The organism is Spartinivicinus poritis (assembly GCF_028858535.1).
GTDB lineage: Bacteria > Pseudomonadota > Gammaproteobacteria > Pseudomonadales > Zooshikellaceae > Spartinivicinus > Spartinivicinus poritis.
The window spans coordinates 68,611-89,793 of record NZ_JAPMOU010000017.1 but is presented as its reverse complement, the minus strand read 5'-3'; the positions used below and the strand labels follow the sequence as shown (position 1 = coordinate 89,793).

17 protein-coding genes are annotated in these 21,183 nt (G+C 42.9%); 14 read left to right on the top strand and 3 right to left on the bottom strand.

What is annotated here, in order from left to right; translation table 11 throughout:
• Window positions 1–115 precede the first annotated feature (115 nt).
• The 13 genes from ORQ98_RS14360 to acs all read left to right on the top strand — a co-directional run bounded on the left by ORQ98_RS14360 (window position 116) and on the right by acs (window position 17,975).
• On the top strand, window positions 116–3,049 hold the full coding sequence (locus ORQ98_RS14360; RefSeq protein ID WP_274689500.1) for an RHS repeat-associated core domain-containing protein: 2,934 nt from the start codon (window positions 116–118) through the stop codon (window positions 3,047–3,049).
• Between the two features lie 15 nt (window positions 3,050–3,064).
• A complete protein-coding gene (locus ORQ98_RS14355) occupies window positions 3,065–3,451 on the top strand; it encodes a hypothetical protein (RefSeq protein WP_274689499.1) in 387 nt (128 codons plus the stop codon).
• A gap of 279 nt (window positions 3,452–3,730) precedes the next feature.
• Window positions 3,731–3,907: a hypothetical protein gene (locus ORQ98_RS14350; RefSeq protein WP_180569326.1), complete on the top strand. Its 177-nt coding sequence runs from the start codon at window positions 3,731–3,733 to the stop codon at window positions 3,905–3,907.
• Window positions 3,897–6,833 (top strand): sensor histidine kinase, encoded by a 2,937-nt coding sequence (locus ORQ98_RS14345; protein ID WP_274689498.1) that lies wholly within the window; start codon window positions 3,897–3,899, stop codon window positions 6,831–6,833. Before ORQ98_RS14350 ends, ORQ98_RS14345 begins: the two co-directional genes overlap by 11 nt.
• Window positions 6,834–6,915: 82 nt before the next feature.
• A complete protein-coding gene (locus tag ORQ98_RS14340) occupies window positions 6,916–8,301 on the top strand; it encodes a sigma-54-dependent transcriptional regulator (RefSeq protein WP_274689497.1) in 1,386 nt (461 codons plus the stop codon).
• Window positions 8,302–9,252: 951 nt separating this feature from the next.
• Complete coding sequence (gene pcnB / locus ORQ98_RS14335) at window positions 9,253–10,653, top strand: polynucleotide adenylyltransferase PcnB (RefSeq protein WP_274689496.1); 1,401 nt, start codon at window positions 9,253–9,255, stop codon at window positions 10,651–10,653.
• Window positions 10,650–11,165, top strand: coding sequence for a 2-amino-4-hydroxy-6-hydroxymethyldihydropteridine diphosphokinase (folK, locus tag ORQ98_RS14330; RefSeq protein ID WP_274689495.1), 516 nt, complete (start codon window positions 10,650–10,652; stop codon window positions 11,163–11,165). Before pcnB ends, folK begins: the two co-directional genes overlap by 4 nt.
• Before the next feature lie 83 nt (window positions 11,166–11,248).
• On the top strand, window positions 11,249–12,046 hold the full coding sequence (gene panB / locus ORQ98_RS14325) for a 3-methyl-2-oxobutanoate hydroxymethyltransferase (protein WP_274689494.1): 798 nt from the start codon (window positions 11,249–11,251) through the stop codon (window positions 12,044–12,046).
• Entirely contained in the window at window positions 12,043–12,891 is an 849-nt protein-coding gene (panC, locus tag ORQ98_RS14320; protein WP_274689493.1) for a pantoate--beta-alanine ligase, read from the top strand. The genes panB and panC overlap by 4 nt, the downstream gene beginning before the upstream one ends.
• 16 nt (window positions 12,892–12,907) lie before the next feature.
• Window positions 12,908–13,288 (top strand): aspartate 1-decarboxylase, encoded by a 381-nt coding sequence (panD, locus tag ORQ98_RS14315; protein ID WP_274689492.1) that lies wholly within the window; start codon window positions 12,908–12,910, stop codon window positions 13,286–13,288.
• A gap of 17 nt (window positions 13,289–13,305) precedes the next feature.
• On the top strand, window positions 13,306–14,985 hold the full coding sequence (gene pgi / locus ORQ98_RS14310; protein ID WP_274689491.1) for a glucose-6-phosphate isomerase: 1,680 nt from the start codon (window positions 13,306–13,308) through the stop codon (window positions 14,983–14,985).
• 175 nt (window positions 14,986–15,160) lie between these two features.
• Window positions 15,161–15,874 (top strand): type 2 periplasmic-binding domain-containing protein, encoded by a 714-nt coding sequence (locus ORQ98_RS14305; RefSeq protein ID WP_274689490.1) that lies wholly within the window; start codon window positions 15,161–15,163, stop codon window positions 15,872–15,874.
• A gap of 163 nt (window positions 15,875–16,037) precedes the next feature.
• Window positions 16,038–17,975: an acetate--CoA ligase gene (gene acs / locus ORQ98_RS14300; protein ID WP_274689489.1), complete on the top strand. Its 1,938-nt coding sequence runs from the start codon at window positions 16,038–16,040 to the stop codon at window positions 17,973–17,975.
• An 80-nt stretch (window positions 17,976–18,055) separates the two neighbouring features.
• Here acs and ORQ98_RS14295 read toward each other — a convergent pair whose 3' ends face one another.
• The 3 genes from ORQ98_RS14295 to ORQ98_RS14285 all read right to left on the bottom strand — a co-directional run bounded on the left by ORQ98_RS14295 (window position 18,056) and on the right by ORQ98_RS14285 (window position 19,740).
• Window positions 18,056–18,496 carry a DUF4124 domain-containing protein gene (locus ORQ98_RS14295; protein ID WP_274689488.1) on the bottom strand — a complete coding sequence of 147 codons (441 nt, stop codon included), beginning with the start codon at window positions 18,494–18,496 and terminating at the stop codon, window positions 18,056–18,058.
• A 106-nt stretch (window positions 18,497–18,602) separates the two neighbouring features.
• Window positions 18,603–19,133: a DUF805 domain-containing protein gene (locus ORQ98_RS14290; RefSeq protein ID WP_274689487.1), complete on the bottom strand. Its 531-nt coding sequence runs from the start codon at window positions 19,131–19,133 to the stop codon at window positions 18,603–18,605.
• A 202-nt stretch (window positions 19,134–19,335) separates the two neighbouring features.
• Complete coding sequence (locus tag ORQ98_RS14285; RefSeq protein ID WP_274689486.1) at window positions 19,336–19,740, bottom strand: DUF805 domain-containing protein; 405 nt, start codon at window positions 19,738–19,740, stop codon at window positions 19,336–19,338.
• A 522-nt stretch (window positions 19,741–20,262) separates the two neighbouring features.
• Here ORQ98_RS14285 and ORQ98_RS14280 point away from each other — a divergent pair.
• Complete coding sequence (locus tag ORQ98_RS14280) at window positions 20,263–20,619, top strand: hypothetical protein (RefSeq protein WP_274689485.1); 357 nt, start codon at window positions 20,263–20,265, stop codon at window positions 20,617–20,619.
• The last annotated feature ends 564 nt before the right edge of the window (window positions 20,620–21,183 follow it).

The following is a 21,183-nucleotide window of genomic DNA, read 5'->3' as shown; positions in this document are numbered from 1 at the left end:
GAAAAGATACCCTCACCCCAGCCCTCCCCCTGAGGGAGAGGGAGCTATTAGCAGCTTCTACAACAACATCAAAACAACTTAAACAAAATCCAACCTAAAACACGGCATTAGATGTATGAAATTTAATCGGATATTTTCTGGATTATTGGCAGCAGGGTTAGCGTTTTCTGCTCAGGCCAATACTTCACTTGAACGAGAATGGCTGTATCAATATGACAGCCAAGGCAACATCACTCAGGTAGATGGCCCTCGTACGGATGTGCAAGATATTTCTCACTATGAATACGATGAGAAAGGTAATTTAGTTAAAACCATTAATGCTCTTGGCCATACCACTGAATTAAAAGACCACAATTATCGTGGAAGCCCCCAAACTCTGATTGATGCTAATGGTGTTGTTACCAAAATCACCTATAACCATGATGGCGCCGCAGAAACCATTACGGTTAAAAGCAAATCAGGCGATATCACTACTCGCTTTACTTACGACAATGTTGGGCAGGTGACTCAAATCACCTTGCCAAATATCAGCGTCATTAAATATGAGTACAGCCCTGCTCGTTATTTAATGGCCATAGAAAATAGCTTAGGTGAGCGCATTGAGTATGAGTACGACAATGCAGGCAATAAAACCAAGCAAACCGTTAAATCGGCTTCTGGCGAAATTATTAGCCAGCAAAGCTGGGTATATGATGAGTTAAGTCGATTATTGCGCCGTGTAGGCGCCAATGAGCAAACCACCCAGCATGAATATGATGTTAATGACAACCTGGTAAGCTTTACCAACCCTAATAACAACAAAACCACCCATGGTTTTGATGCCTTAAACCGTTTAACCCAAACGACTGATGCTTTAGAAGGTGTTACCCGCCTGGAGTACAACCAACAAGATCAAATTACTAAAGTAGTTGATCCTAAAGGCACTACAACTCAGTATGAGTATGATGTGTTTGGCCGCCTAATTAAACGAATCAGCCCCGATACAGGCACTACTATTTACGAATATGACTTGGCTGATAATATCACCAAGCGTACCGATGCCCGTGGTGAAGTTACAGAATACACCTATGATGCACTGAACCGCCTAACAAAAAAAACTTATCCCAGTGCTTCTGAACTAACTATCGAGTATTTATACGATGATACCAGCGATAACCATCCAGGTATTAGCAAACTCACAGGGGTTAAAGATGCAAAAGGCGTGATTGCCTATCAATATGATGATCGCGGCAATATTGTTAATTTAAGCCGTACTATCGAAACGGGTAGCCAAAGTATTCAGCAAAGTATTGGTTATCAATACAATATCAGTAACCAACTCATCCAAGTCACTTATCCCAGTCATTTAAAAATTAATTACCAACGTAATAACGAAGGGCAAATTACTAGCGTTAGTGCTGAATGGGGAGTGGGTGATGCTGCGCAAACCACTGAGCTAGCCAAAGACATCAGCTATCAAGCGTTTGGCCCTATGACTTCACTGACTTGGGGTAATGGCCTGACGTTAAACCGTCAATTTAATCTAGATGGTCAGCTCACTCAGCAAGCTATCGCAGGCTTACAGCAGCTGAATTACAAGTATGACCCTAGTGGCAATATTACCGAGATAGCCAAAAGTGAAACGGATAAAAGGCAGTTTAAGTACGACGTATTAAACCGACTTTTTCAGGAAATTGATGGCTTAAAAACCACTGAATATACCTATGATGCGGTAGGCAATCGGTTAACTAAAAAAGAAAGATTAAGGGATATGCTAGGTTTGCAAGAGCAAACTTATGCAGAAAATAGCAACCGCATTGCTACAACATTTATGGGCCCTGTTCGCACAGATGCCGCAGGAAATACCATTGGTAATGGCCCTTTAAACTTTGAGTACGCAGCTAATAATCGCTTAAGCAAAGTTAAAGAAATGGACTTTCTATTAGCCAGCTACCACTACAATGCAATAGGCGAACGAATCCATAAAACCATTCATTATGGACCTGAGCAACCCACCCACTGGATTTACACCTACAACGAAACTGGCCAAATTTTAGCAGAAACAAAATACAACAAACATTGGCAGCAACAATTAACCCGCCAATATATTTGGTTAGGCAGCCTACCACTAGCTATGGTTGAGCAAACCACTAACGGTAAAAGCTTAACTGCACCACAAGTCACGTATTTACACAGCGATCACCTCAATACCCCAAGACTGGCCACAAACCAGCAGCAACAAACTGTATGGTCTTGGGACTCCGATACCTTTGGAGTGGGAGAAGCCAGTGAAGACGTAGATGGCAATGGTCAGAAGACAGTTGTCTCCTTACGTTTTCCAGGGCAGCTAGCTGATGAAGAAAGTGGGCTGTTTTACAACTACTTCCGGGATTATGACCCAACACTAGGGCGGTATATTGAGAGTGATCCGATTGGGTTAGAAGGTGGTTTGAATACTTATGGGTATGTTGGAGCAAACCCATTAAACATCGTTGACTTATTAGGCTTAAACGGGGCAAGGCCAACAAATAGAGGAGGACGCTATGGCGCTTGGTATTCATCACCTGCTCAAGCATTACTAAATGCTCAAGCTAGAAACTTGGTTCAGCGTATTCAAAGGTATGACCCAACATTTAGCTATCAAATTGCTAGACCAAATGGACCGCAAGGAAGTTTAAACAGAACAAATATTCAGACCTTACAACAGACTTTATTGAATGTGCAGACATCAGGTATGTGTGGGCCAGGTGTCTCGCTTTTAAATAATGGCAGGGTTTCACAACAAATTCTTAATCAAATAATACCTCCAAACACACCGAACAACTGGACTACAAGGGACGGTCGTTTTTCAAGTGGTTTTAATTATAGTTGGACAAACCCTAATGGTGTGCGCTTTAGAGTTCATGGCCATGGTGCTGACCCCAATGCTCCTGCAGGAAGTAACGCTGCAAACGGACCCGTAGTTAGAGTTAGAATTGGTAATCGATTCTTAACAACAAATGGTACAACTGTGAGGAACGTAAATACTCCCGGGAATGCCAATAACACGCATATTCCACTTACCCCATAGAGAGTAATTGCGCATATGAAGTTAGACGAAATCAAAAGTTGCTTTGAAAACTCACCAACAATACTTAATGGAGATGAAATTAATATATTTATAGATAACCTTTTGTCTATTACAGATAAAGAAGAGCTATCAAGTACTAAATATGCAGAACTTCTATTAGATCTGATTTTTTGCTTATCTGATAACTACCAACAGCTAGACTCAAAAAAATCGGAAAAGGTCTTTAACTGGGTTGTTGAAAGCTGGAGTGATGTAGAAATAGCTTACTTTGATATATTACTTAGTATATTGGCTAACCTTTCTTATCCTAATACAAAAGACTTTATCAAAGAAAAAATTGAAAAAACTAATAACTCAATAGCTAAGGATATGCTAGTTGATTTGCTAAATGAGCTTCAATAAATTTAAGCTTTTAATAGCTTATAGGGTTTATTCCTTATATTAGCAAGCTATCCAAAAATATAGAGTAACAGGGTTTTCTGTAGCTATGACAGGATATCATTTTAGCTCTTGAGGGCCATGTAAGGCTCTTCAAGAGCGGTGGAAGAATATCCTGTTGCTCAATATCAAGCACCAAAGCACACCAGCCCCCTACAACCCACAATAGCCAAAAAGTTAAGACCTTCCCCCACCCCAGCTTCTGCTTTACTATGAACCAAATATCTACAGCAGGTTACGGGTATGTATATTTACCGACTGGTTTTGCTTTTGGTGGTAGGCATTTACCTGTTTTCACCCGCCATTATGGATTGGTGGATTGAATCAACTACTCAATGGTATCGGCCCTATTTGTTATGGCTGATTTTGATTGTGGTTGGTTTTTTACTGCAAACACAGCGGGGGTCTGATGAACTTTGAGCTTGGCCACCTGTTTATTATTAGTGCCGGTTATCTTGCCCTGCTATTTATCATTGCCTACTGTGCGGAAAAAGGTGTTATTAAACGCACACTGGTAAGTCATCCAGTTACTTATGTATTATCGCTTGGGGTTTATGCCAGCGCTTGGGCATTTTATGGTACGACAGGTTTGGTCCACCAATATGGCTTTTTATTTTTAGCCTATTTTCTGGGGATTTGTGGCGCTTACTTGCTGGCTCCAGTTTTATTAGCCCCCATTCTTAAGCTCACCCGCACTTATCAACTAGGCTCTTTGGCCGATTTATTTGCGTTTCGTTTTCGTAGCAGCTGGGCAGGCACCTTAACTACAGGTTTTATGCTGCTGGCAATGCTGCCACTGATTGCATTACAAATACAGGCAGTAGCCGATTCAGCGGATATTCTCAGCCAACACGGTCAGCCAGAGGAATTAGCCCTAGGCTTTTGCGGCTTAATCACATTGTTTACCGTGTTGTTCGGTACTCGCCATATTTCCAGCCGTGACAGACATACCGGGCTGGTAATGGCCATCGCCTTTGACTCGGTAATTAAACTAATAGCCATGGGGGTGGCAGGTATTTTTGCCCTGTGGTTTGTTTTCAATGGACCTGGTGACTTAGATCAGTGGCTAGCCAGCAATGCCGAAGCATTAACAGCTTTGCATACCCCGCTGCAAGAAGGCCCATGGCGCACGTTATTGCTGATTTTCTTTGCTGCGGCAATGGTCATGCCCCACATGTTTCACATGGGGTTTATTGAAAACCCTAGTCCAAAAGCGCTTTATACTGCCAGCTGGGGATTACCACTTTACTTACTGTTATTTAGTCTGGCCATTCCTCCCATCCTCTGGGCAGGGCTTAAGCTTAATAACCCCACCACCCCTGAATACTTTATTCTTGGAGCCAGCTTAACCAGTGAAAGCCCCTTGCTAGTTGGCTTAATTTTTATTGGTGGCCTGTCTGCTGCCAGCGGCGTCACCATCGTAGCCACATTGGCACTGTCAGGTATGCTGCTCAACCACGTGGTGTTACTCAGCTATCAGCCGTCCAGTAAAGTAGACATATATAAGTGGCTACTGTGGACTCGCCGTTTACTAACCTTGCTGATCATTACAGCCAGCTACGGCTTTTACTGGCTGCTGGGGGCCAAGCAAGATTTGTCTAATTTGGGGATAGCTGCATTTGTAGGCACTTTGCAGTTTTTGCCTGGCATTTTAAGTGTGCTTTATTGGCCAGCGGCCAATCGACAAGGATTTATCACTGGTTTGATCGTAGGGGCGATTGTTTGGTTTCTCACATTAATGCTGCCGCTGTTTTTTGATATTGAATTCATTACCTTCCCTATTATTAACCTGACCCTACCACTGGATGAGAACAGCTGGCATATTGCTACTATTGCATCACTATCGGCCAACACACTTACCTTTGTCTTAGTTTCCCTGCTCACCCCCATTTCAGAAGAGGAAGTCGGTGCTGCTAATGCGTGTAGTGTGGATAATGTCAGTCGCCCCCATCGCTGGATGCTCGCTGCTCAAAGCCCTGCCGAGTTCCAAGAACAACTAGGTAAAATCCTCGGTAGTAGAGCAGCCCAACGAGAAGTCAGCCAAGCACTGCAAGACCTTAATCTAGCAATGGATGAAAGCCGCCCCTATGCTTTACGCCGTTTAAGAGATCGTATTGAGGCTAACTTATCTGGGCTGATGGGGCCTGCTGTCGCAAAAGACATTGTGGATAGCTTTCTCCCCTATAAACTGCAGGCTGATGTGTATGTAACGGAAGACATCAACTTTATCGAAGGCCGGTTTGAAGCTTATCAGTCGCAGCTTACTGGCTTGGCTGCCGAGCTGAACAACTTGCGCCGATTCCATCGCCACACCCTGGAAAACTTGCCGCTGGGCGTTTGCTCAATTGGCAAAGACTCTGAAGTATTGATGTGGAATCGGGCAATGGCAGCTATTACTGGAATTGGCTCCAGCAAAGTGGTGGGCTCACGGTTTGAAGACATACCCGAACCTTGGAAATCCCTATTCAATCGCTTTGCTACCAACCCGGCCCGCAATCACCTCAGCAAAGAAAAAATAATCGTTGATGGTGAACCCCGCTGGCTCAGCTTACATAAAGCTGCCATCGGTGCCCCTTTCACTGATGACGAGGGGCTGGTCATTCTGCTGGATGATGCGACAGACACCCAGCTACTGGAAAACAAGCTGGTCCATACCGAGCGACTTGCTTCTATTGGTCAGCTGGCAGCTGGGGTAGCCCATGAGATTGGTAACCCAGTAACTGGTATTGCCTGCCTGGCTCAAGAGTTAAAATCTGAATCTCAGGAAGACAGCACCAAACAGTTTGCCGAACAAATTCTTGAACAAACCCAGCGCATTACCCGAATTGTGCAAACCCTGGTTAGCTTTGCTCATCAAGGCAGCCAGCATCAACCCACTAATCAATATACCCGAGTAGTTATTAAACCGCTGATAGAAAAAGCCATTCAGCTGCTCCAACTGGCTGATAAGCAAAAGCAGCTCGTTTTTCTTAATGAGTGCAGCGATTCAGCAGCCGTAATGGGAGACGAACAACGCTTGATGCAGGTATTCATCAATCTGCTACGCAATGCCAGTGATGCTTCCCCTGCAAAAAGCCAAATTAAAGTAACAACCGTAGCTTGCGGCTCACTATTAAAAGTTGCAGTAGCCGATCAAGGTTGCGGCATTCCCAAGCCAATTCAAAACAAATTATTTGAACCTTTCTTTACTACCAAAGACCCTGGAAAAGGCACGGGGCTTGGCCTAGCCCTGGTTTATAACATTATTGAAGACCACTCAGGCCAGATAAGTATTGAAAGCCCACTTGACCTGAAGCAAAATTCGGGTACAAAAGTAACTGTGTCGTTACCACTAGTAACAGCGTAACAACAAAAAAAATCAAACAAGTTTATAGTTAGTGGGAGAGACAGCAGAGAATTACCAATTAGTCCAGGTTCAGGTCGTAACTATGAAGCATATCTTAGTTGTTGAAGATGAGTCAGTGATTCGGGCAGCCCTCGGTCGACTGCTTGAGCGGAATAAATACACTGTTAGCGAGGCGTCATCTGTAGACGATGCCAGCAGCCAGTACGACTTATCCAGCGACTTTGATTTAATTATTTCTGACCTGAGACTGCCAGGCGCTCCTGGTACCGACATCATTAATATATCAGGCAACACCCCCGTGCTGATTATGACCAGCTATGCCAGCTTGCGATCAGCAGTTGATACCATGAAGCTTGGCGCGGTGGATTATATTGCCAAACCTTTTGATAACGATGAGTTGCTCAACACTATCAAGAATATCCTTGCCAAACACCCCAAAACTTCAAGCAACCAACAGCCCCCAGCCTCCTCTACCACAACTGACCATTCTGAAGAAAACGAACCTCATAACAGCGGCATTGTTGGCAAGTGCGAAACAATGCAAACCCTGTTTAAGCGAGTCAGCAAAGTTGCTCCTACCGACTCTACTGTGCTGATTCTGGGTGAGTCAGGTACAGGCAAAGAATTAGTGGCCAGGGCTATTCATGAAAACAGCCAACGGGCAGATAAACCCATGGTTTCAGTTAACTGTGCTGCTATCCCTGAAACATTGATTGAGTCTGAGCTGTTTGGCCATGAGAAAGGCGCCTTTACTGGTGCTACTGCTGCGCGTCATGGGCTGGTTGAGGCAGCTGACGGAGGCACACTGTTTCTGGATGAAATTGGCGAGCTACCGTTAGAGGCGCAAGCCAGGCTATTAAGGGTGCTACAAGAAGGGGAAATTCGCCGGGTTGGCTCTGTGCAATCGCAAAAAGTCAATGTCAGGTTGGTGGCAGCTACCCACCGCCAACTCAAGCAACTAGCCCAATCTGGCGAGTTTCGTGAAGACCTCTACTACCGATTAAATGTTATTCAGCTTAATTTACCCCCTTTAAGAGAGCGGGGATCTGATGTCATTGATTTGGCAAAGTATTTTCTGAATAGAATCTGCGAGAAAATGGGCAAAGAGCCTCATCAATTCTCACCTGATAGCCTTTATGCCATTCAGCAGTACAGCTGGCCAGGTAATGTGCGCGAACTGGAAAATGCTATTGAAAGATCAGTAATCTTGGCCGACCACTGCTTGATTACTACCGACCTGTTAGGCATCGATCTAAATACTTCTCCCTCCCCCCAAAGCACTGAGCCACAAAAAGCAGAAGATAGTAAAGAGCTTACTTTAGAAGATTACTTCCAAAGCTTCGTGCTAGAGAACCAAGAGCGAATGACAGAAACAGAGTTGGCTCAAAAACTGGGTATCAGTCGTAAGTGCCTGTGGGAACGCCGCCAGCGCCTAGGCATTCCTCGTCAAAAAGCAACTAACAGCTAATAAGCACGAACCTACCGTTAGTAGCAATATTTGCCACCGTTTTCCCCACAATTTTTGCCACCCTGTGGCAAATTTTTTCCACACCACTCTGGAAAGTCGTCTATATTTTAACCTATAAAAGTAATAATAAGTTTATCTATTAGGCCAAAGTGTTACCGTAACGGTAAGACAGTAACACTATGCAGTGAAATCACCTCAGATCAGGTAACACTTTTTACGTATTTATACGTATAAAAGTGCGGCTTTTATCACCCCTGTTTATAAGCATTTGATTTTAAAGATAATTTTTTTTTTGGCACAGCAAATGCTATTTATTGCTTACAACAATAATAAGAATGCTTACTAATAATAAGAATAACGATTACTCCGCCAATAAAAATAATAACTGGAGTCGACAAATTGATTTTTTTGGAGAGGGGCCTTTTTAGTGGCCAACATGAGTGGCTTTCGTTAGAAAGCAGGTAAGTAAGTCAAGAACCTAAAACGGGCGAGCTTATTTACTGAGCACACACTGTGTACACTCAGCACTGTCACACCCAGCTTCCAAAGGAATCCGTTTGTTGGTTACGGACCCGAATTTGGTTCCTGAGTAGGTTATATAACCGACTCTCCATCCAAGCATATAATAAAAATAATATTACCAAAGCAACATTTCGTTAGGAGGGTTAGCCCTCCTTTTTGCTTTCTAACTTTTCTAAAACAACACTATAAAACCAAGTCGCTTGCCTTTTGCCCCCTTATTTAAACCACCCCTTATATCAATTGCTCTTTACTTCAATCATATATTTCTGCGAGCTGATGAAATATCCAGACTGGCATCTATGCTTAGCAGTGATTATTATAGCCAGCTCTTTCAGGGCCCCATCATTGATACTAAGGCCCTGTAACTGGTTTAGGGCCTATGGGCTCTAGTAGAACTATGATTGATATAGCTAAGTTTCGATTATTACTATGCTAAAGAAGCGGTTAGGCTGGCTACAGAGTTTTCTCGGTCGGCTATCCGGCAAACCAAAACAAGCATCCGTTGGTGATGTAACAATTATTCCTCGCGATCAGCACCAGGTATCTCGTAAGCTGTTAAGCCAAAATGCGCTTAAAGTGTTACGTCGGCTTGAAAGCAATGGTTATCAAGCCTACCTAGTTGGCGGCTGTATTCGCGATATTTTAGTGGGTGGCCACCCTAAAGATTTTGATGTAGCCACCAATGCGACTCCAGAAGAAGCTCGCTCTCTGTTTCGAAACTCTCGACTCATTGGCCGCCGATTTAAACTGGTACATGTTCAGTTTGGTCGTGAGGTGATAGAAGTTGCTACTTTTAGAGCTCATCATTCTCAAGATAGCCATGGTGACGGAAACCATTCACACCATTCTGATGATGGGCAAATTCTTCGCGATAACGTATATGGCACGATTAAAGATGACGCCTCCCGTCGTGATTTTACGATTAATGCCCTTTACTACCGGTTAAGTGATTTTGCAGTCAAAGACTATGCAGGCGGTTTAGATGATATTGATAACCGACTGGTAAGGCTGATTGGTGATCCTGAACAACGCTACCGGGAAGACCCTGTGCGCATGCTTCGGGCCATACGCTTTGCGGCCAAGCTTGATTTTACAATTGAGAAATACACGGCCGAGCCAATTTATAACCTTGGCTATCTGCTGGAAAATATTCCACCAGCCCGGTTATTTGATGAAGTCTTAAAACTGTTTTTAAATGGCCATGCCGCATCGTCTTTTCAATTGCTACAAGACTACGGTTTGTTAGAGCAATTGCTGCCTGCCACTGCTGCCGCAATTGTCGAACCGGATGGTTTTCATACGCGCTTTATTCACGCTGCCCTGGTTAATAGCGATAAGCGGGTCAGACAAGGTAAAAGCCTAACCCCAGCATTTTTGTATGCTGTGTTTCTCTGGTATTCCACACTTGCTTACACTCAACAAATTGAAGAGCAAGATGTACCAAAGCTACCGGCATTAAACCAAGGTGCAATGACTGCTATTGAGAACCAAAACCAGCGGACCACAATCCCCAAGCGGTTTGCTATTCCTATGCGGGAAATTTGGGAGCTACAATATCGACTCACCCGACGGTTTGGTAAGAAAGCAGATCAAACCCTTAATCACCCAAGGTTTAGAGCAGCTTACGACTTTTTATTATTAAGAGAGCAAGCGGGTGAAGATTTAGGTGGATTAGGCCAGTGGTGGACTGATTACCAAGTCGCTGATGAGTTTGTTCGTCGCCAGATGGTTAAGGCGCTACAAAGCGGCAAATACAAAAAATCCAGAAAACCACGTCGCCACAATCGCAAACACCATCATCGTCGTAAGCCAAGTGAGAATGAGCAGTGAATAAGAACAGCGATTACTCTCGCTGTTATCTTGGGCTTGGCAGCAACCTGTCCAGCCCGATTCAGCAATTAATTGAAGCAGTAAGTGCCACTGGGAAATTGCCCAATACGACCCTGGTAGCAGTTTCGCCAGTATACCAAAGTGATCCTGTAGGGCCTGAAGGCCAACCAGATTATATAAATGCAGTTGTTGCTATCGATACTCAACTTGCACCATTGGAGTTACTGGATCACACCCAAACCATTGAGTTCGAGCAAGGGCGTGTTCGTGATATTCGTTGGGGGCCTCGTACACTGGATATCGACTTACTGCTTTATGGTGAAGAGGTTATCAGCTCAGACCGATTAACCGTTCCCCACTATCAACTGACTGTTCGCAACTTTGTACTACTCCCTTTGCAAGACATCGCTCCAAACTTGCAACTACCGACTGGTGAGTCTGTTAAAGAATTAGCTGCAAACTGTTCAAAGACTGGCATTAGCCTATTAGAAGGGGTAACGTTGACCCGTTAGGGCTACTTAGCTAGTCCAATGCGACATCCTAATAACATTTCGTATAATCCAGCCAAAATTCTGCAAAAGTCTGTGAGTTTGTTATGGCCAATATCACCCTAACTACACTAAACAAAATTAAGCAAAACAGAGAAAAGTTTGCGACGTTAACTGCCTATGACGCAACCTTTGCTCAGGTTGTTAGCACTGCTGGTGTGGAAGTAATCTTGGTGGGTGATTCGCTGGGTATGGTGTTGCAAGGCAACGACTCAACTCTGCCTGCCACCATAGAAGACATGTGCTACCACACAACATGTGTGGCAAAAGGTAACCAAGGCTCTCTCATTATTGCAGACCTGCCTTTTATGACCTTTGATACACCAGCCAATGCCCTGGAAAATGCCGCCAAGTTAATGCGCGCAGGAGCTCAAGTCGTGAAATTCGAAGGGGGAAAATGGCTGTGTGAAACAGTACAACAGTTAACCCGTAATGGTATTCCCAGTTGCCTACACCTAGGTTTAACCCCCCAGTCGGTGAATGTTTTTGGCGGTTATAAAGTGCAAGGCCGAGAAGAACAAGCAGCCAAAGCCATGCTTGAAGATGTCAAAGCCCTAGAACAAGCGGGAGCATCATTATTTGTTCTTGAGTGCGTCCCCAGTCCACTCGCTCAAGCCATTACCGAATCAGTCTCAGTTCCAGTAATTGGTATTGGTGCAGGTGCAGCTACCGATAGCCAGGTACTGGTACTGCACGATATGTTAGGTATCTCTCCAGGGAAATCCCCCCGCTTTGTGAAAAACTTTATGGCAGGAGCTGATTCTATTCAGGCTGCTATCGAAAACTATGTGACTGCCGTCAAAAGCCGTACATTTCCTGCCGCAGAGCATGAGTTTAAAGCATGAAGACTGTTTATAGCATTAATGAAGTACAGACCTTTATTTCAGAGGCTAAGGCTAGTGGTAAAACCATCGGTTTTGTCCCCACCATGGGTAATCTGCATGATGGGCATTTATCCTTAATCCATAAAGCCCGCGAACAAGCTGACATAGTGATTGCCAGTATTTATGTCAACCCACTACAGTTTGGTGCTAATGAAGATTTAGAGTCTTATCCTAAAACACTAGCGGAAGACCAAGCGCAATTAAAAGAACAAGCGGTTGATTTATTGTTCGCCCCATCTAGCAACGAAATCTACCCCTACGGCATGGAGCATCATACCTCAGTTGCCGTAGCCCATTTATCAAATTTACATTGCGGTAAAAGCCGTCCTGGCCACTTTACCGGTGTCGCGACGATTGTTTGCAAGCTTTTTAATATCATACAACCCGATGTAGCCGTGTTTGGGGAAAAAGACTTTCAACAACTGGCCGTGATTCGCAGTATGGTCAACGACCTATGCATGCCGGTTAAAGTGGTTGGCGCTCCCATTGCCAGAAATGAAGAAGGCTTAGCGCTAAGCTCTCGGAATGGTTATCTCACCCAGCAAGAATTAGCTATCGCTCCAGCATTAAATCAAATGCTGGAAAATGCCAAACACGAAGTACTTTCAGGCCGACCTTACGATCATATTTTACGGGATGGCATCGCTCGTTTAGCCCAAGCTGGGTTTAAGCCTGATTACCTCGATATTTGTAACCGCGAAACACTGCTACCTGCTACCCAGCAGGATAAATCCCTGGTTATTTTAGCAGCTGCTTACTTGGGTAAAGCCCGCTTAATTGACAATACTCAAGTAGACATCAACTAACTTAGGATCCATTTCCATGCAATCTATCATGCTAAAAGCTAAGCTTCATCAAGCTCGTGTCACTCATGCTGTACTAGAATACGAAGGTTCTTGTGCCATTGATGGTGAACTGCTGGATATGGCAGGCATCCGCGAATACGAGCAAATTCAGATATATAACCTGGCAAATGGCGAGCGCTTTACCACCTATGCCATTCGTGGTGAAGAAGGCTCAAAAATTATCTCTGTTAATGGTGCTGCTGCCCATAAAGCCAGTGTCGGTGACCGAGTGATTATTTGTGCTTATGCTAACTTTGAAGAGCACGAGCTGGAAAACTTTAAGCCTGCTTTAATTTACATGGCAGAAGGGAATGAAGTCAGCCACACAGCTAATGCCATTCCAGTACAATTAGCTTAATTAAGGAATAGATGGATATGCTTAATCAGAGTAATCGTACTATTAGTGGTGTCACCCCCCTTAGCCAATACCCATCATCTGATGCCTTGTTGCAAGAAAAACAAGCATTAGATAAAACCAATTTAAAAGCATTGTTTGCTGAAGACAGCAAACGGTTTGAGCAGTTTTCGCTGAAAGCTGCTGGGCTGTTTTTAGATTACTCTAAAAACCTGATCACGTCAGAAACTCTGCAATTGCTGGGTAAGCTAGCGGAAGATGCAAAATTACCTGCTGCTATCAAAAGCTTATTCCAAGGAGATAAAGTCAACCACACAGAGCAGCGTCCTGCATTGCATATGGCTTTACGTAAGCAAGACGATGAGGCTATTTTGGTTGATGGCCAGGATGTAATGCCTGAAATTAAAGCCACATTAGCGAAAATTGAAACGCTAACTCAACAGGTGCATTCTGGTAAATGGCGCGGTTACACGGATAAACCGATTAAGCATATTATCAATATTGGGATTGGCGGCTCTTTCTTAGGCCCCAAAATGATTATTGAAGGGCTTACGCCTTATATTAAGCCAGATATTAAACATCATTATATTGCCAATATTGACCCTAATGATGTTGCTGAAGCCTTTAAGCATATTGATCCAGAAACCAGCTTATTTATAGTTGCTTCCAAATCATTCTCCACAATAGAAACTAAACTCAATGCCGAAACCTGTCGTCAGTGGATGCTAGATCAAGGCGCTAAAGCCGAAGATATTGCCAAACACTTTTTAGCGGTTTCCAGCAATGTAAATAAAGCCGTCGAGTTTGGTATTCACCCCGACAATATTTATCCAATGTGTGATTGGGTGGGTGGCCGCTATTCGCTGTGGTCTGCTATCGGTTTACCCATTGCTCTGACTCTGGGTTTTGCTAATTTCGAAGCCTTACTAAAAGGCGCTTATCAAATGGATGAGCATTTCCGAACTGCCCCTATCACCGAAAATATGCCTGCTTTATTAGGCTTAATTGGTGTGTGGTACCACAACTACCACGGTGCTACAGCACATGCTGTATTACCTTATGACCAATATCTAAGTGAATTACCCAACCATTTACAACAGGTAGATATGGAAAGTAATGGTAAGTCGGTTAATCATGATGGGGAAATTCTGTCTTATAGTTCTGGCCCAGTTATTTGGGGTGATACTGGCACCAATGGCCAACATGCTTACCATCAGTTACTGCATCAAGGCACCCAGTTAATTCCTGTCGATTTTGTAGTACCCGCGCAAAGCCATAATGCTATTGGCGACCACCACCCGTGGTTATTTGCTAATGCACTCAGCCAAAGCCAGGCTCTAATGGCAGGTAAAACACTGGATGAAGCTAAAGCCGAATTAGCCGAGCAAGGCTTAAGCGCTGAAGAAGTCGAGAAATTAGCTCCCCATAAAGTCATTCCAGGCAACCGCCCCAGCAACATGATTTTAATGTCGAAAGTCACTCCAGAAACCTTGGGGGCTTTGGTTGCTCTTTATGAGCATAAGGTATTTACTCAAGGTGTATTGTGGCAGGTGAACTCTTTTGACCAGTGGGGTGTGGAATTAGGCAAGCAATTAGGCAACACTTTATTCCCTAAATTAAAAGATGCTGATAGCCCTCTTGATCTGGATAGCTCTACCAATGGATTAATTTCGCTGTTTAGGGAAATTAATCAGGAGTAACAGGCTAAACAACTGAACCCTTCTACCTTATTAGGGTGTTGCAAAAGGATGCAGAAAGTAAATTTAGTGTCCGACATAGAATAACAGGCATGCAAAATGAGCTATATCAATACTCATGAGAGCCAAAAAGTCTGCACACACTATTTTTAGCCCCAAATGCCTTATATATTGGCTAATGATTAGTGCTAATGGGCTTTATACTAGTACGGTAAGTTGCGCAGAAACCAAAAAGATAATTACCCTATCAGGTAGCATAGGGACAAAGAACTCTTTTTATGGAAAATGGTTAACTCTTATCTACACTGAGGCTTTTAAAAGGCTTGGCTACACCCTCAAATATAATGGCTACCCAGCCAAGCGTTCCAGTCAGCTATCAGACCAAGGCATTGTGGATGGTGAAATTCATAGAGTGGCAGATTATGCCAATAAACACCCCAACCTTATCCGGGTGGAAGAGCCTCACTTTGCTATCTACTTTTCTGCCTATGGTATTGATCCCAACATCAAACTTGATGGCTGGGGCAGTCTGAAAAATAATAACTACAGAATAGGCTACAGGCGTGGTGTTAAAAGAACTGAGTCAGTTCTACCTACTCTGCTTCCTCCAGCCAGACTGATGATCTCAGAATCATCAAAACAAGGATTAGAGCAAGTTGCTGCTGGCAGAACACAGGTATTTATAGACGTTCAACAAAACATCACATTTCAACTTAATAAAAGCCAGTTCCAAAACGTAACGTTTTATCGAGCAGGTATCATGGAGAAAACACCCGCCCATGCTTTTTTACATAAAAAACATAAAACACTAGCCCCCAAACTTTCTGTCGTCCTGAAAAAAATGCGACAAGAAGGACTGATTGAAGAATATAAAGCTAAGGCAGAGAGATAAGCCCATACAGATTATAAGTTGCTTCTTGGCTTGACCGAAATTTAGAGTATTGGTTAGGGTATGCTCTATAAAAGCCTTTAGCAGAGCAACAGAGCTATTGATGGAGCTAGTTTTCAGCAACAATCTGGCCATATGAAAAAATAACAACAAGGATTACTGCGTTATGTACCAAATTAAAAACCATAAGGTTAAGGACTCAATAAAAGCTCAGACGCATATTACCAATGAGCAATATCTACAAATGTACCAAGCCTCTATTGAGCAGCCAGAGACTTTCTGGGCTGAGCAGGCTGAAAAGTTTTTAACCTGGTTTACGCCTTGGGAAAAAGTGCATGAAAGCGACTTCAAGGAAGGACTAGCAGCCTGGTTTATTGGTGGTAAGTTAAATGTAAGTTACAACTGTATTGACCGCCACCTACCTGAAAAGGCCAACGATATTGCCATTATTTGGGAAGGTGACGACCCCAAAGATGATAAGAAGATTACCTATCAAGCATTGTATGAAAACGTTTGCCGGTTTGCCAATGTACTAAAAGAACGTGGGGTTAAAAAAGGCGACCGAGTATGTATTTATATGCCAATGATCCCTGAAGTCGTTTATGCCATGCTCGCTTGTACTCGAATTGGTGCTATCCATTCCGTGGTGTTTGGTGGTTTTTCTCCAGAGTCATTAAAAGATCGTATCCTCGATGCTGATTGCCAAACGGTTATTACAGCTGATGAAGGCATTCGTGGTGGCAAAACCATTCCATTAAAACAAAATACCGATACTGCACTAGAGCACTGCCCTAATGTACATTCGGTGATAGTTGTTAAGCATACTGATGGAAAAATTGATTGGCATGAAAAGCGAGATATCTGGTATCACGAGTTAAGTGGTCATGTAGCTTCTTCCTGCCCACCAGAAATCATGGATGCTGAAGACCCGCTCTTTATTTTATACACCTCCGGTTCCACTGGAAAACCCAAAGGGGTGCTACATACGACAGGTGGCTATATCTTGCAAGCTGCCATGAGTCATAAATATGTGTTTGACTATCAACCCGGTGAAATTTACTGGTGTACTGCAGATGTAGGCTGGGTAACAGGACACTCTTATATCGTTTATGGACCTTTAGCCAACGGCGCAACCACTTTAATGTTTGAAGGGGTGCCTACTTACCCTACAGCATCACGTTGTTGGGAGGTGGTTGATAAGCACCAGGTTAATATTTTCTATACAGCACCTACCGCTATTCGCGCCTTGATGGCCAAAGGCAATAGCTATGTAACCAGCTCTAAACGCGATTCCATTAGAATACTTGGTACCGTGGGTGAGCCTATTAACCCGGAAGCCTGGGAGTGGTATTACAATGTAGTAGGCGAAACCCGTTGCCCCATTGTGGATACCTGGTGGCAAACCGAAACGGGCTCTATTCTTATTACCCCGTTACCTGGTGCCACTGATTTAAAACCCGGTTCTGCTACTCGGCCTTTCTTCGGGGTAAAACCCGCTTTGGTGGATAATGAAGGAAAACTTATTGAGGGACCAGGCTCTGGCAACTTAGTCATCACTGGCAGCTGGCCCAGCCAAATCCGCACCGTATATGGAGATCATCAACGCTGTTTTGATACCTATTATTCCACCTATCCAGGTATGTATTTTACAGGTGATGGCGCCCGCCGTGATGAAGATGATTATTACTGGATTACTGGCCGGGTTGACGACGTACTGAATGTTTCCGGTCATCGATTAGGTACCGCTGAAATAGAAAGTGCTTTAGTACTGCATGATGCTGTTGCAGAAGCTGCAGTTGTCGGATATGAGCACCCTATCAAAGGCCAAGGGATTTACGCTTATATTATGCCAATGCATGATGCAAACCCATCAGCAGAACTAGTAAAAGAGTTAGGTGATTTTGTTACCAAAGAAATAGGCGCCATAGCCAAACCCGACCTGATTCAGTGGACAGCAGGCCTACCTAAAACCCGTTCAGGCAAAATTATGCGTCGAATATTACGCAAAATAGCAGGCAATGAGTTGGAGAACTTGGGTGATACCAGCACTCTGGCTGACCCTTCGGTGGTGGATGCGTTAATTAAAAACCGGAAAAACGCTTAGCTTCAAGCAAAGGCTGGATTCCATAAAACCTACTCAAAGTACTTTACTCCCCCCTTTTTCAAAGGGGGGAGTAAAGTACTTTATTTACAATATTTTTTAATTTGTTGCTCTAGGACTTTGGCTCGTTGTTGCCTTTCTTTTTCAGTAACTTTCAACTCATTGCCCTTTTTATCGACAAAAACAACTCTACCTTGCAACACGCTTAGACGTTGCTTAGCTTCTCTACAGGCTTTTTCGCGTGGATTCTCTTTTTTCTTAACTTGCTGTCGATCTTGCTGCTGCTTTTGAATAGCTCGATTTCTGTTAATCTGTTGTTGCTTACGTTTAGCATTTTCATCTAAGTAGTTAAAGTCAGTGTTCTGTACCTTCACTTCTACTTTTTCTGACTGTTGCTGGGCATTAGCTGGCGGCTTATCACTATAATGAACATTCCCTTGCTTATCTACCCACTTATACAGCTCTGACATAGCTGGCACAGCAACCAATAACAGTATCAAACTAATAATCTGACCAACTTTCATTTTCCTAACTCATCAATATATCTAGATCTATACCCTTTACGAATGATTTTGAGGTTTGCTCTCATTGTTCTTAAAAATCACTCGTGTTAGCTATACGTATGCATCATTAGTATATCGCGATTAGTAAAAACAATAGGTAGGTTTTGAAGATTTTATAGAAATAAAGAAATGGCGCACCGAGTAAACAGCCTAACAACATCCAAATAGCTGGAGTATTTGGCATTGGTGGCGCCCCATAACGATTTGGCTGCTTTTGTCCTGCACCAATAAACAAGTGAACGAGTACGAGTAAGTTAGCAAAGGGAATTATCAACCCTATACTAAGCCAAGCTGGCCAACCAAAATCATGTAAACGCTGAATCACTAACGGTAAAATAGCGATAACTGCACAAGCAATGATTACCCATGGAATATAAGATTCCCGCATGACGTTATCCAGCAGACCTGGCTGATGAGTTTTTGCCAAAAGCTGTACAATATCAATAGCAATGAAGATAGGAAGAACGACCGATAGAAAATAGCAAGCAAATCTTGCCCGCCCGAGCCGTCCTTTGATAGAAAACCACCTGGCTTTTGCATAATCTTGTGCTTCTACAAGGGGGTCTTCAGAAATAACTTGTTGCTTATTTCCAAACACTCAACAAATACCTTCTATTTTGACAAGTTACTATCTTATGCAAGCAAAAAGTATATGTTGACAACATTCAGGCTGATTTGTGAACAACTTCGGTGGAGAGGTAAAAAGCTTTTAAACAGAACTTTAAGAAACACTTGAGAAATAACTTAAAAAAGTGCTGCCCCCGAAGAGACAGCTAACATCAACGCTAGGTTTAGGGAAACTATTTGAGCCTTGGATCTGTACCAAAGTAGTTATCACCCTCGGTACCAGGCCGAGTGAAACACAGTGTCAATACAAAGCAGCTGCCTATAGGAAATAGTAACAGAGCTATCGCTAATGCTCCGGATATGTTGGCATCATGCAGTCGCATGATTACAGCTTTCACTAAGACCACAACACTAACAAGCAATACGCCCAGTAACAAAAAAAGAAGCATCTGCGCAAACAAGTTAGCTTTACTTGTTACAGAAAAAGTACTCACTAACGACAAAAGCGTTAAAAGACCTAAGCAGCCAACTAACCGTATAGCAAATTGCCGCCGAGACAGCCTTATTTTTTTAGCTACTGTTTGCTTTTCTACGATATTATCAATATCGAATGGCATCCACTGAGGGTGATTAATCATATAAATATTTTTTATGATAACCCTTCAATCACTGTTGATTGATTATCAGTAGAATTAAATAACAAACAATAAATTTACAACAAAAACCCAATAAAACTCTTAAATAAACAAGATTACGTTGAGAAGAAGGATAATATAAATCCCCTATACAAAAAGATAACCAGTTCAAATTAATATAAAGTGTTTGTTGTATATCTTACTAGCGACTTTCAGCACGCTTGTCCGAATTCTAGCGAATATTACCAATAGTTTTCGTAGCCGGCCTTTTTAGCATTGCTGTCATTAACTTTTATCGTAAGAAAAATGAAACCAAGACAAAAATCAGCGATTAGACGAACGCTGCCATTGTCAGCCTAGTTAACAACCACTAAGATATACGCCACACAAAAATCGTTAACCACTTCAAATTTAACCATTTTTCAAAGCTGGAACAGGCTTTGCGTTATATTTCGTGACCTACTTCCTAACGACTTTTGCCCTGCACCTGCAGGGCTTCTTTTTCTTAACCGCCAGGAGAAAGCAGTGAAGTTGTTGCATACTTTATTAGCCATAGTAATCATTTTTTTACCCACAGCTGTCCAAGCCATTCCTGTTTATTTTATTAACCCGGATATACTGCGGCCCAAAATGTTGTCAAACCATTATTTTTTCAACGCAATAAAAACACCATCTCTTGCGATCTATACACCACCCTATCTGAAGCATAAAAAGCAGCAAAACGATACAAGCGATTTATTTACTTTCAACACACCAACGCCAGAAAAAAAACCGATTCTTAGTCCGCCAAAGAAAACAATAAGAAAACAAGAGAACTTTATAAAAATCTTGGCTGCAGGAATTATTTCTATGAAATTACTAGGCAGCAAATCTGCAAATTAATGCTTTAACAGTAAAAAATTATCACATACAACTATTTTTAACTAAAAGCACTGTACAGACAGGCATAACTCAATATAACGAACATAAAGATATGCTTACCATATCTACAGCACAGCGCTTAACAGCTGCAATATCTTACAGACCAACAATTCTACTTCCCAAGATAACCAACAGACGCTCCCAGATAGTTAACTATCTATACCCAATGCGAAGGGTTTTTAGGTGAGGCCATCAAGTGACGAAGCCTCATGAGCCTATATTAATAGGTGATTGGGGTGACAGTTAAATGCTCCATGCATTAACTGCATTCACACCATCCTTGGTGATTAGGAATGAAGGCAGTTAACTGCTCCTGCTTAAACTGCATTTCCACCATCCGTGGTGGTCACAACAAAACCTGAAAATGATTCGCGACGGGTATACTTTCAACAACAATAAGAGTCATCAGCCAAACTACAACTTTTGTATAAAAAGTTGTGCCACCAAATTAAAGCACCTGCCTCAAAAACATGCACTCAAATACCAAAAAAACCTGCTTTTTTATACTTCTGAGCTGGCCTAGCT

Coding starts and splice junctions, on each gene's coding strand:
- ORQ98_RS14360 (WP_274689500.1), top strand. CDS start 116: ATGAAATTTAATCGGATATTTTCTGGATTATTGGCAGCAGGGTTAGCG.
- ORQ98_RS14355 (WP_274689499.1), top strand. CDS start 3,065: ATGAAGTTAGACGAAATCAAAAGTTGCTTTGAAAACTCACCAACAATA.
- ORQ98_RS14350 (WP_180569326.1), top strand. CDS start 3,731: ATGTATATTTACCGACTGGTTTTGCTTTTGGTGGTAGGCATTTACCTG.
- ORQ98_RS14345 (WP_274689498.1), top strand. CDS start 3,897: ATGAACTTTGAGCTTGGCCACCTGTTTATTATTAGTGCCGGTTATCTT.
- ORQ98_RS14340 (WP_274689497.1), top strand. CDS start 6,916: ATGAAGCATATCTTAGTTGTTGAAGATGAGTCAGTGATTCGGGCAGCC.
- pcnB (WP_274689496.1), top strand. CDS start 9,253: ATGCTAAAGAAGCGGTTAGGCTGGCTACAGAGTTTTCTCGGTCGGCTA.
- panB (WP_274689494.1), top strand. CDS start 11,249: ATGGCCAATATCACCCTAACTACACTAAACAAAATTAAGCAAAACAGA.
- panC (WP_274689493.1), top strand. CDS start 12,043: ATGAAGACTGTTTATAGCATTAATGAAGTACAGACCTTTATTTCAGAG.
- panD (WP_274689492.1), top strand. CDS start 12,908: ATGCAATCTATCATGCTAAAAGCTAAGCTTCATCAAGCTCGTGTCACT.
- pgi (WP_274689491.1), top strand. CDS start 13,306: ATGCTTAATCAGAGTAATCGTACTATTAGTGGTGTCACCCCCCTTAGC.
- ORQ98_RS14305 (WP_274689490.1), top strand. CDS start 15,161: ATGATTAGTGCTAATGGGCTTTATACTAGTACGGTAAGTTGCGCAGAA.
- acs (WP_274689489.1), top strand. CDS start 16,038: ATGTACCAAATTAAAAACCATAAGGTTAAGGACTCAATAAAAGCTCAG.
- ORQ98_RS14295 (WP_274689488.1), bottom strand. CDS start 18,496: ATGAAAGTTGGTCAGATTATTAGTTTGATACTGTTATTGGTTGCTGTG.
- ORQ98_RS14285 (WP_274689486.1), bottom strand. CDS start 19,740: ATGATTAATCACCCTCAGTGGATGCCATTCGATATTGATAATATCGTA.